Source organism: Bartonella sp. CL63NXGY (assembly GCF_042194905.1).
GTDB lineage: Bacteria > Pseudomonadota > Alphaproteobacteria > Rhizobiales > Rhizobiaceae > Bartonella.
Map to the genome: position 1 here is coordinate 96633 of NZ_JBHINK010000005.1, position 12570 is coordinate 109202.

The window sequence follows — 12570 nt, forward strand, 5'->3', positions numbered from 1 at the left end:
CCTCTTGTGTTTCACTTACAAACTTCATCAAGCTATCAATTAAATACAACATTAAGGCATTTTTTTCCATTTTTTTGCTTTTTCATTGATTTTCATTAAATTTTTCATATTGACTCATGGGGTAATTTAATAATGTTATAGAAACTCGAGAGAAAATAATCTAAATAGAGTGCAATAAATGAAACATACCTTTCATATTTTATGTCTTACAATCACCGCCTTGCTGTTAAGTGCCTGTAAATTTTCGCAATATTATAATTCAAATATGCCAACTGGAATTGATGGGAAATGGGTTGATGAGAATGGTATTATTTCTTCTTTCCACAATGGTGTTTTTGAAACGCGTGCAGCAGATACAGAAGAAAAACTATCAGAAGGGGCATATAATTATCTCAATGCCCAAAATATAGAAATTGAAATACGCTCTATTCTCCGTGGAACAATTTCTAGAGTCAATTGTACAATGTCATATGACGCCACACAACTTCTCTGCACCTCACATACAGGAGCACAGTTTTTCCTTAAGCGGAAATCTTAACAAAGTACAAGGGAAACCTCTCTTAAGAACAGAGGGAGCACACACATTAAGCAGGAGGCGATCCGTTCTCCTCCTGATAGAAAATCCTCTCTAAAATACGCAAAGAGGCTGGTATAATCTTTACCCTGAGAATTTTCTAAACATTATGAAATGCGTAAAATAATCATTTTCTTCCACAAAATATCAGTAAAGCCACCTCACAATAAAATTGTAACTTTGTACCCTGCAATCTATTTCAACCTAAAATAACATTTTATTTGATAAGGAAGCTTAATCTAAGCAGCGCCAATGCGCAAAAGATCATGAAAATGGACAATTCCTATCGGTTTTTTATCTTCAACCACGAAAAATGCACCAATCTGATGATCATTAATAAAAGCTGTTGCTGCACCAACAAGTGTATTTGGCTTTACAACTTTAGGAGCTTTGGTCATCACCTCGTCAACATTAAATTTTGATAAATTAAAATGAATGTTACGTGCAAGGTCGCCATCAGTTACAATTCCGATTAGTTCACCTTCTTGATTCACAACACCAACACAACCAAAATGTTTTTCCACCAAAACATTCATCGCTTCAGTCATAGATGTTCCCTGCATTACCAAAGGAATATTATCACCCTCATGCATAATATCACACACGTATTTAAGGCTTGCACCAAGAGAACCACCAGGATGATATATTTTGAAATCCGTTGCGGTAAAACCACGCATTTCTAAAAGAGAAACCGCTAATGCATCTCCCATTGCCAATTGCATAATTGTTGAAGTTGTAGGGGCTAAACCATGGGGGCAAGCCTCTTCTATCTTTGGTAATAATAGCACAATATCAGCTTGTCGTCCTAACACAGAGTGCTTACTTGATGTCATCGCAATAAGGGGAATACGAAAACGCGCCGCATAACTCATAATACCACTTAACTCTTGAGTTTCACCAGACCATGATAAAGCAAGAATAACATCATCAGATCCAATCATACCAAGATCACCATGATTGGCTTCTGCAGCGTGAACAAAAAAAGCAGGTGTTCCAGTTGAGGCTAAGGTTGCTGCAATTTTTGTCCCTATATGACCACTTTTTCCAAGACCAGTAATAACCACATGTCCACGAGCATTTCTAATAGTTTGAACAGCCGCTTCAAAAGAAGAAGAAAGACTTTCCAGAAGAGCTTTTTCAAGGGCTTCAAGCCCCTGCTTTTCACTGGCAAGTGTTTTAAGCGCTGATACAACAGCACCCTGCAAAGCCATATGAGGAGACGATATTATCATAATCAAATTCGATCAATAAAATTAAATGAGAGATCTATATTATTTTTCAACATTAATGGTTTCCAGTAAATTTTTCAATGAAGCAGAAACGTGGCTGTGCATATCAGCGCGTGCCAAAGAAAATGCAACGTTGGCTTCAATAAAACCAGCTTTAGAACCGCAATCAAAAGTGCGCCCTTTTACTTGCAAACCCCAAAAATCTTGCTCATTTGAAAGCCGTATCATAGCATCTGTTAATTGAATTTCATTTCCTGTTCCCCGTTCTTGAGTGGAAAGAATATTAAAAATTTCTGGCTGCAAAATATAACGTCCATTGATGTACAAATTTGATGGTGCCGTTCCTTGTGCTGGTTTCTCTACCATTTTTGTGATTTCAAAACCATTTGCAATCTGTTTGCCTTTCCCAACAATACCATATTTATGTGTTTCTCTAGGATCGCATTCCTGAACTGCTATAATATTTCCCCCACCCACCTTTTCATAAAGACTAATCATCTCAGAAAGACAGCCATTTTTCGCCTGTATCAACATATCGGGTAATAACAAAGCAAAAGGTTCCCCTGCAACTAATTCACGCGCACACCAAAGAGCATGCCCTAATCCCAAAGGTTGCTGTTGCCGAGTGAAAGAAGTTGACCCTGGTAATGGCTGTAAACGGTATAAATTTGCAAGATCTTCTTTCTTTCCACATTCAGCAAGTGTCGTGTATAATTCAACTTGCGCATCAAAATAATCCTCAATGACTGCTTTGTTACGTCCAGTCACAAAAATAAAATGCTCAATACCAGCTTCCCTCGCCTCATCCACAACATATTGAATAACAGGTTTATCAACAACTGTTAGCATTTCTTTAGGAATCGTTTTTGTCGCAGGAAGGAAACGCGTCCCAAGACCTGCAACTGGGAATACTGCTTTCCGGATTTTACGCACACTCACCCTCCTCAATGAATTCATATAACTTTTTTGTTTTATTTATCATATGTTTTTACGAAATGGTAAAAAAGATATCTTATTGTTTTGATTATCATTATAATGGATAATAAAAATGTAAAAAGAGTCTGAGAATTTATTGAAAAGATTAAAACGTATTATTTATTCAGTTTTTTCCTCTTCTTGATCATATTATCGATTAAACTAAATACAAAATAAAGTTATTGCACATCTAATGAATTGAATATTAATGGGGATTTCAAAATGCAAAAAACAGAATTGAAGACTCTCTTTTTAGAGAAGTCAATAACTTGGAGAACTCTTTTCACTGTCTCTGCCGTTATTTTTTCTGCTTTTTTTATGTTTTTTATATCCCTTTCATATGCTGATAGCGGATTTAAACACTGGATTAAAGAATTTAAAAAAATAGCTATTGCTCACAATATTACCCCTTCTACGTTTCATATGGCGTTTAAAGGTGTTAATGCCATTGATCCAGAAGTTCTAAAAAGTGCCGCATACCAACCGGAATTTGTTGCTCCTTCATGGAACTATTTCGATAATCGTGTCCATGATATTGCAATTGAGGAAGGACGGCGCCAAACTCAAAAATGGAACAAATGGCTTCTTCAAATTGAAAAACGTTTTGGTGTTGATCGCAATATTCTGCTTGCTATTTGGTCAATGGAAAGCAACTATGGGAAGGTTTTAGCCAATAAAAGTGTAATGCGTGATACCATTCGCTCTCTTGCAACTTTAGCCTATGCTGATAAAAAACGTGCAAAATATGCATATACACAGCTGATTGCTGCTATGAAAATTCTACAAAGTGGCGAAATTAAACGCTCTCAACTCACTGGATCTTGGGCCGGTGCATTGGGGCATACACAATTTATTCCAAGCAGTTATCTCGCCTATGCAGTTGATATGGACCAAGATGGACGGCGTGATATCTGGAACTCTGTTCCAGATGCTCTGGCTACTGCTGCTAACCTTCTCCACAAAAATGGCTGGCAACCTAATCTTATTTGGGGAGTAGAGGTAAAAGTGCCGCAGGGGAAAAACCTTCCTGAAGGCTGGTATTCCTTTGAACAATGGAAAAAATTAGGTGTAAAACACGCAAATGGGCACCCTCTTCCTACATCAGCTGAACAAGCAATATTAAAATATCCAGATGGAGCAAAAGGACCTATATTTTTAGTCACAAAAAATTTCTTTGTTCTGAAACATTATAATAATGCAGATCGTTATGCGTTTGCTGTTGGCCTTCTTGCTGATCGCATTGCTGGACATTCTGGATTGGTAAATGATTGGCAAAGACCTTTTCAACCTCTTACTTTCCAGGAATGTAAAGAACTACAATCTCGCTTAAGTGCACTGGGCTATTATAAAGGGAATGTTGATGGAAAAATCGGAACAGCTTCTCGCAAAGCAATTAAAGCTTTTCAACTGCGTCACGGTCTAAAAGCAAATGGATATCCATCATCTCAAGTGCTTTTTCTCCTTCGCAAACAATAAGGGAGACTAAATTTTTGTCTTCTTTTCGCCTGATATACTTGACATTATTGCTGTTTTCACTTTCTATTGTGGGGATCTTACAGCCATCCCCAAGTAAAGCAACGAACTTCTTCAAATGGTTGTCACAACAAAACAAACAGACACAGCAGCCACCGCAAATTATAGAACAAAAAATAGACAAGCCGCAAAAAAAGATCGTAACACAAAAAAACATACAAAAGCTAAAAAATGAGAATGCAAAGCGCGTTCTTGTCATAGGGGATTTTGCAGCTTCTGCTGTTGCCGATGCACTTAAGAAGTCTTTTATAAATAATAGCGATATCGTTATCATGAACAACACAATACCAGTTTCCGGCTTAGTTCGAACGGATTATTATTCTTGGCAAGGCAATATTTCTAAACTCATTGATCAAAATAATCCCGATGTTATTATCATGATGATCGGTGCAAATGATAATCAACCCATCACAGACTCTCATAACATGATTAACACAGATCAGTCAGAATGGATGCGCATCTACAAACAAAGAATTATCGAAATTGCTGAAAGTCTTCATGCCTCTGGAAAACCATGGATATGGATAGGTCAGCCTTCTTTTGGAAATGATCTTTTGACACAAAAAATAAAAATTTTTAATGCGCTCTATCAACAAGAAACAGAAACAGCAGGAGGGTATTTTCTCGATATCTGGAGCGGCTTTAGTGATGAGACAGGAAATTTTTCTTTTTCAGGCTATGATATTAATGGGAAAATAACCAAATTACGCACCAATAATGGCATGCATTTCACCCCTGAAGGAAAGAAAAAACTTGCCTCTTATTTAGAAAAGCCATTGAAAAATATTTTAAATTTTTATGCCTTTTCTCATGGAAATCCTTACTCAACCGATCAAGCTATTCAAAAACTTATACAAGAATCAGAGAATCAAGAGCGGAGTAAAATTATGCGTCAGCTTCCAATGAGCCTCGATGATATGGCACAACAAAACACTCACCTTTTAGGCAAAAGAAAGTCAAGTTTTATAAAAAAATCATGGTTTCCACCAAATGGGCATCAAAAAGATCGAGCTGATGATTTTTCTTTCCCATAATGTCTATTTAAAATACAAAATCTGTTTTCCTCTATAAACAAAAAGCGAATAAGATAAAAAACTCTGTTTACAGAGCTATAATGAAGAGGAAATTTGCATAACTAGCAACTGCACCTTTCGAATAATATGAAAACGGCATGGTGTTAACCATACCGTTATATCTTATAGTCCACGTTTGTTAATCATTGCCTCTGGTAAAGGCATCCGTCCCCGAAAAGCTTTATAAAGCTCCTCTGGATCACGACTTCCTCCAGCGGAGTAAATACAACGCTTTAAAAGATCAGCGAGCTCTGAATTAAAAACATCTCCCGTTTCTTCAAAAGCCTGAAAAGCATCTGCATCAAGAACTTCCGACCACATATAAGAATAGTAACCAGATGCATAACCATCCCCTGCAAACACATGCATAAAATGTGGGGGACGATGACGCATAATAATTGTGTCAGGCATTTGCAGCTTTTCTAATTCTTGGCGTTCAAACACTGTTGGATCAGTGACTGTTTCGCCTTGATGAAAAGCCATATCCACTAAAGCTGATGAGATAAATTCAACGGCAGAAAATCCTGCATTAAATGTCTGTGCTACTAAAACTTTATCTATCAACTCTTGTGGCATAGGATGGCCTGTTTTTGTATGTATAGCATAAGATTTTAATATCTCTGGCACGGTTAACCAATGTTCGTAAAGTTGAGAAGGTAGCTCAACAAAATCACGTGCAACAGATGTTCCCGACACAGATGGCCATGTGACATCAGAAAGCAAACCATGCAATGCATGTCCAAATTCGTGGAAAAGCGTACGTGCATCATCAAGTGATAAAAGAGCAACTTCTCCTTTGGGCGGTTTAGCAAAATTACAAACATTGTAGATAATAGGCTTTTGTCCGCCATCCAATTTATGTTGTGATTGCAAACTACTCATCCACGCACCGGAGCGTTTTGAAGAACGCGCAAAATAATCACCAATAAAATGCCCAAGTAGACTTCCATCAGACTTTTTTACTTCCCACAAACGTGCATCAGGATGCCAAAGTGTAACAGCGTTTTTTTCTTCAAATGTAATGCCAAAGAGTTTTTCTGCTACCCTAAAAGCCGCTTTAATCATACGATCAAGCTGAAAATAATATTTAATCTCCGCGCTATCGAAAGAAAGTTTTTCAGTACGAAGTTTTTCAGCATAATAACGCCAATCCCAAGCAGCTAAAGATTCATTGCAGCCCTGATTGTTGGCAAAATTTTGTAAGTCAATTTGCTCAGTAGAAGCTTTCGCTCTTGCGCACTCCCATACAGGCATAAGCAAATCCATAACGGAATCAACACTTTTAGCCATAGTATTATCGAGCTTCAAATCTGCGAAAGATTTATATCCCAATAATTTAGCCTGCTCATCTCGAAGCGCAACAATCTCTACAATAATTGTTTTATTATCATTCTTGTTATTATTTTCACCACGTTTAGCCCAAGCTTGGAATGCAACCTCACGCAAATCACGACGATCAGAGAATTTTAAAAAAGGTTCAACAATCGAACGTGCTAGTGTTAATGCATACGCTTCTTCATTGCCTCTTTCACACGCAATTTCCTTCATTGAAGCAATGAGATCTTGCGGTAAACCAGATAAGTCTGTTTGTTTTAAAAATAGAATCCATTCAGCTTCATCATTTAAGACATTTTGTCCAAAAGTAGCATTTAAAAAAGCAAGTCTTTCATTAATTTCCAAAAGCCGTTTCTTAGCTTTTTCATCGAGTTTTGCCCCATGACAAACAAACTTTTTCCACCATAATTCAAGAACACGTGTTGTTTCACTCTCAAATATGCCCAGCTGCGACTGTTTATAAAGCACATCTATTTTCGCAAATATCCGCGCATCCATCATCATTTTTGAAGAATAACGAGAAAGTTTTACAACGAACTCTTGCTCTAGCTGTTGAATTAATACATTCGTATGAGCACTGGTGCGTAAGAAAAATATTGAACAGACATGATCAAGCGCTTTGCCGCAAAGCTCAAAAGGCTGTAAAAAATTCTCAAGCGTTGGAGGTTCTTGCACCATCGCAATCGCCTCTAGTTCTTCTTCGGCTTCTTGAAGAGCCTGTTCAAAAGCGGGTTTAAAATCTTCATCACTTATAGAAGAAAAATCAGGAAGACATGAAAATCCCTTCCACTCCAGCACTGCTTCTTTTGCCATAATACTTTATGTCTCCATTATAAATTTAAACTGTAACAATTATCTTTACGACACAAATTGATAACATACTAAAACTATCTCGTGAGTTTCAAAACTACCTTTCAAAACGCTATTGAATAAAAAACCTGAAAATCGCAAAGTTCTTTCATTTTAAACCATATTATATTGAAGCAATAAAGATTATTCGCTCACACATCACAATAGAATTGCATATTAACAAAAACACTTGGAGAAAGGCATAATCTCCACTCTTTACAAAATATTGCTGTAGATTCTTTTGAAAATCACAAAACTGCATTAAAGAAATGATGGTAAAAATCAGAACTGATTTTTACATTTACGCTTTTATATTATCCTCAAATTAAGCTGTATTCTCGTTTTAGTGATTCAGAAACTTGTTTATAACTTATATTTTACCCTTGACTTTACTTCAAATATTAACAATTGGGAATATAGCTGGGGAGTTTTTTTTAAATCTTCCATAAACTTTTGTTTTTATCTCATCTATTATCTAGATTTATAACTCTCCAACTCTTCAGGAGGTACTTTATCATGACTGAAATCAAAACGGCCTTCGACTTCAAAAATTTTTCTCCTGAAGCTCTTGCTGAAAAGTTAAAGAACCAGCATTTTGCAGACTCTATTGATATCATAAATGACCTCGATAGCATGGAACGTGTAACTATTCTTAGTCTTCTGCCTCTTGATTATGTTATCGAACTTTTTGATAAACCAGAGCTTGAGCAACCTGCTGCCATCCTAGAACTTCTCCCTATAAATCGTGCTGTTGAAATTCTTGATGGCATGTCTGCCGATGCTGCTGCAGACGTCTTTCAAGAAATGGATAAAGAAACCCGCACACGACTTTATGCCTTGCTTAACCCCTTAACGCGCGCTGAACTTAAAAAACTCACCAGTTATCCTGACCATACAGCAGGGGCACTGATGACAACAGAATTTATAGCCGTTCCTTCAAACTGGACCATACAAAAAACTTTGGATCACATCCGTGAGGTCGAGCGAACACGTGAAACAGTTTATACCAGCTATGTAATTGACCCTAAAACAGGTACTCTTCTAAAAGCTGTTTCCCTGCGTAACCTTATTCTTGCCTCACCTGATGAACTAATTCTTAATGTCCCTACCCATGACTCGCCCATTACAATATCGCCCTTCACACATCATGAAGATATCGCACGCCTTTTCCAGCGCCATGATCTTCTCTCTGTGCCTGTAGTTGATGAAAGTAACCATGTCATTGGCATTGTAACCGTTGATGACGTGCTTGATACTATGGTCGATGAGATGAATGAAGATGCCTATAAATTTGGGGGTATGGAAGCGCTTAATAAGCCCTATATGCAAATTAAGTTTCCTGAAATGATGAAAAAACGTGGCGGATGGCTCGCTTTACTCTTTATCGGTGAAATGCTGACAGCAAGCGCTATGCAACATTTCGAAACAGAACTCGAAAAAGCGATTATTCTTACACTGTTCATACCTCTCATTATGAGCTCAGGAGGAAATTCCGGCTCACAAGCTACATCCCTTATTATCCGTGCATTGGCTTTACGTGAACTCACGTTGAAAGACTGGTGGAAAGTGATCATTCGTGAAATTCCAACAGGACTATCCCTTGGTCTCTTACTAGGAATTATTGGTGTTACGCGCATTGCTCTTTGGCAAAAACTGGGTATCTACGACTATGGACAACATTGGATTGCTATTTCGACAACAGTGGGTACAGCTTTAGTTGGAATCGTTACCTTTGGTTCTCTTTCTGGATCTATGTTGCCTTTTATTCTTAAAGGTTTAAAATTTGATCCAGCAAGTGCTTCTGCTCCTTTTGTGGCAACTTTAGTAGATGTCATGGGCATTATAATCTATTTTTCTGTAGCTTCCCTCATTTTGTCAGGAACTCTTCTTTAAACATGTAAAGTAAAAACTCTTACTTATGGAAAGATCTTGTCATGTAACCTAAGATTCTTTCCATAAGAAAATAAGCTTTATTATTTATTTTCTAGCGCACCGCTCCATAGATAATTTATTATTTTTTTTGAATAACAGCTCCGAATGACGTAAATTTACCTCATCATAAAGCTTCTCATATTAAATCGATTAAAGTCATCTTCTTGCCAGTCACAAACGAGATCGGTGTATGGCTAAAAACTATTCAAGAAAAAATAAAATACTTCTTATATCTTCTTTCTCGTAGCAAAAACTGGCGCAATATTGACAGCTGAGAAAGAATGATAATGCTCAACAGTTTTATATTTTTTCACAAAGGCGTTAATAGTATACTATTCGCGTATATTATATCATTTATGAGCCTATCATGGAATGGATGTAGTATACGTTAAGCAATCTCTCTTAAGTACATGAATATGCAACAACAAGTATATTCTGTTTAAAGTGTTCTGTTTGGCATGAAAAGCATGCTCCTATTAGAGAATACGATTAACAAAAGTGTGAGGGGCAAGGCACTATCTCCATGGTTTAAAAGATATTACTTTAGATGCCTTTGAAAGCATAAATTGGATTAACGGCAAAGATGGAAATTTTCTTTGGATGCCTTCATATTCTTTCTAAATAAGACTGTATTCCGGGTTCATAAATAAATAAAACAGATATAACTCTTGCCCCAATCTGGCATACAAAAGCTAGAACTTCTTATAAAATTCTTAATCATCTCAATATTTACCTCAAATACACGGTTGCATTAGATCTGGATTTTGTTTGACAAGTTATAGAATAAGAAAAAGCTTTATTTAGAATAAGAATGTTGTACAATTGTCAACAAATTGGCTATGGATTGAGAGATATTCCGGATTTTTATTAATCTCTTTGCAAAACAACAACAATAATATGGCTAGCTTTATACTTACTTACTCTTACAAGAGCTCATATAAATTCCTTGTGTCATATTGATAGAAATCAAGTTGACGGTGATTTTTTGGATAATTCTTAGCTCGAGAATAGAACATACGCACTATAAAAATCCTTTTACGAAGCTCCAGCAATTGAAGCTTAATAGAGCCTTAAAGACTTGGATAAATAGTTTTGTCATAAAAATATTGCCTCCATCTTCCAAAACTATAAAAAAACATGTAAAAGGTTTTTTAATAGTCAGGCAAAGAATGTAAAGACTTTGCCTCAAATGAAATTTCATTAAACGAAAAGAAGAAAATTTATGCAATTGCGTAACATTGCCATCATTGCCCACGTTGACCATGGGAAAACAACGCTTGTAGACGGACTTCTCAAGCAATCAGGAAACTTCCGTGATAATCAGCGTACAAGCGAACGTATGATGGATTCAAACGATATTGAGAAAGAACGCGGAATTACAATCCTAGCGAAAGTGACATCTGTTGTTTGGAAAGATACTCGAATTAATATTGTTGATACACCAGGACACGCCGACTTTGGTGGAGAAGTTGAACGCATTCTAAATATGGTTGATGGAGCCATTGTACTTGTTGATGCTGCTGAAGGACCAATGCCACAAACAAAATTTGTTGTTGGCAAAGCATTGAAAGTAGGATTGCGCCCTATTGTTGCTATTAATAAAATTGACCGACCGGATGCACGCGTTGATGAAGTCATTAATGAGGTTTTTGACCTTTTCGCTGCTCTTGATGCAACCGATGAACAGCTTGATTTTCCTATTCTTTATGGATCTGGACGCGATGGATGGATGGCTGAAGCCCCTGAAGGACCAAAAGATCATGGATTAGGTCCTTTATTTGATCTTGTGACGCAGCATGTCCCTTCTCCTAGTGTAGCAGAAGGACCGTTTCGCATGATTGGAACTATTCTTGAAGCGGATCCGTTTTTGGGACGAATTATTACAGGGCGGATTCATTCTGGCTGTCTAAAACCCAATCAAAATGTCAAAGTTCTTGGACAAGATGGAAAACTTTTAGAAACTGGGCGTATTTCAAAAATTTTAGCGTTTCGTGGCTTAGAACGGCAACCTATTGAAGAAGGAAGTGCTGGTGATATTGTTGCGATTGCAGGTCTGCAAAAAGGTACCGTAGCTGATACTTTCTGTGATCCTACTGTCAATGAACCCCTTACTGCCCAACCAATTGATCCTCCTACTGTTACTATGAGTTTTCTCGTCAACGATAGTCCCCTTGCTGGAACTGAAGGCGATAAAGTAACAAGCCGTGTCATTCGTGACCGATTGTTAAAAGAAGCAGAAGGCAATGTCGCTCTTAAAATTGAAGAATCAGCCGATAAAGATTCTTTCTACGTTTCAGGACGAGGAGAATTACAGCTTGCAGTTCTCATTGAAAATATGCGCCGTGAAGGATTTGAACTTAGTGTTTCACGCCCACGTGTTGTTATGCAAAAAGATGAAAATGGAATAACTCTTGAGCCAATCGAAGAAGTTGTTATCGATGTTGATGAAGAATATTCCGGTACTGTTGTACAAAAAATGTCTGAACGTAAAGGCGAAATGGTGGAATTACGTCCTTCTGGAGGTAATCGTGTCCGCCTTGTCTTTTATGCACCAACCCGAGGACTCATTGGTTATCAATCTGAACTTTTAACGGACACACGTGGTACAGCAATTATGAATCGCCTTTTCCATGCTTATGAACCTTATAAAGGAGACATTGCTGGTCGTGTTAATGGTGTTATGATTTCAAATGACAACGGTGAATCTGTCGCTTATGCTCTTTTTAATCTTGAAGATCGTGGTCCTATGATCATCGATGCGGGTGTGAAAGTCTATCAAGGTATGATTATTGGCATCCACTCACGAGATAATGACTTAGAAGTCAATGTCTTAAAAGGGAAAAAACTTACCAATATGCGCGCTTCTGGAAAAGATGAGGCCGTAAAGTTAACGCCTCCCATTAAAATGACATTAGAACGTGCCTTATCGTGGATACAAGATGATGAACTTGTGGAGGTAACCCCTAAAAATATTCGTCTCCGCAAACTCTATCTTGATCCTAATGAACGTAAACGTTTTGAAAAAACACGTGCATCAATTTCAAGTTAATTTCATAATCTCTTTGGTAAA

8 protein-coding genes are annotated in these 12570 nt (G+C 37.3%); 5 read left to right on the forward strand and 3 right to left on the reverse strand.

Features of this window, described 5'->3' with window-relative positions; genetic code table 11:
* The first annotated feature begins 178 nt into the window (after nt 1-178).
* Nucleotides 179-538, forward strand: coding sequence for a hypothetical protein (locus tag ACFIK0_RS04305; protein ID WP_375631095.1), 360 nt, complete (start codon nt 179-181; stop codon nt 536-538).
* A gap of 275 nt (nt 539-813) precedes the next feature.
* Here the strand turns inward: ACFIK0_RS04305 and ACFIK0_RS04310 are convergent, their stop codons facing one another.
* Together ACFIK0_RS04310 and ACFIK0_RS04315 are read right to left on the reverse strand one after the other, a co-directional pair.
* Nucleotides 814-1806: an SIS domain-containing protein gene (locus ACFIK0_RS04310; RefSeq protein ID WP_375660851.1), complete on the reverse strand. Its 993-nt coding sequence runs from the start codon at nt 1804-1806 to the stop codon at nt 814-816.
* Nucleotides 1807-1845: 39 nt separating this feature from the next.
* Entirely contained in the window at nt 1846-2736 is an 891-nt protein-coding gene (locus ACFIK0_RS04315; protein WP_375660852.1) for a UTP--glucose-1-phosphate uridylyltransferase, read from the reverse strand.
* Nucleotides 2737-3000: 264 nt separating this feature from the next.
* Here ACFIK0_RS04315 and ACFIK0_RS04320 point away from each other — a divergent pair, with 264 nt between their 5' ends.
* Both ACFIK0_RS04320 and ACFIK0_RS04325 read left to right on the forward strand, forming a co-directional pair.
* Complete coding sequence (locus ACFIK0_RS04320) at nt 3001-4254, forward strand: lytic murein transglycosylase (protein WP_375663562.1); 1254 nt, start codon at nt 3001-3003, stop codon at nt 4252-4254.
* Between the two features lie 14 nt (nt 4255-4268).
* Nucleotides 4269-5345: an SGNH family hydrolase gene (locus ACFIK0_RS04325; RefSeq protein WP_375663563.1), complete on the forward strand. Its 1077-nt coding sequence runs from the start codon at nt 4269-4271 to the stop codon at nt 5343-5345.
* Nucleotides 5346-5507: 162 nt separating this feature from the next.
* On the opposite strand, the gene ACFIK0_RS04330 is transcribed toward ACFIK0_RS04325, so the two are convergent.
* On the reverse strand, nt 5508-7532 hold the full coding sequence (locus ACFIK0_RS04330) for a M3 family metallopeptidase (protein WP_375663564.1): 2025 nt from the start codon (nt 7530-7532) through the stop codon (nt 5508-5510).
* A 552-nt stretch (nt 7533-8084) separates the two neighbouring features.
* On the opposite strand from ACFIK0_RS04330, the gene mgtE reads away from it, so the two are divergent.
* On the forward strand, nt 8085-9461 hold the full coding sequence (mgtE, locus tag ACFIK0_RS04335) for a magnesium transporter (protein ID WP_273790627.1): 1377 nt from the start codon (nt 8085-8087) through the stop codon (nt 9459-9461).
* Nucleotides 9462-10722: 1261 nt separating this feature from the next.
* Entirely contained in the window at nt 10723-12549 is a 1827-nt protein-coding gene (gene typA, locus ACFIK0_RS04340; RefSeq protein WP_273790628.1) for a translational GTPase TypA, read from the forward strand.
* The last annotated feature ends 21 nt before the right edge of the window (nt 12550-12570 follow it).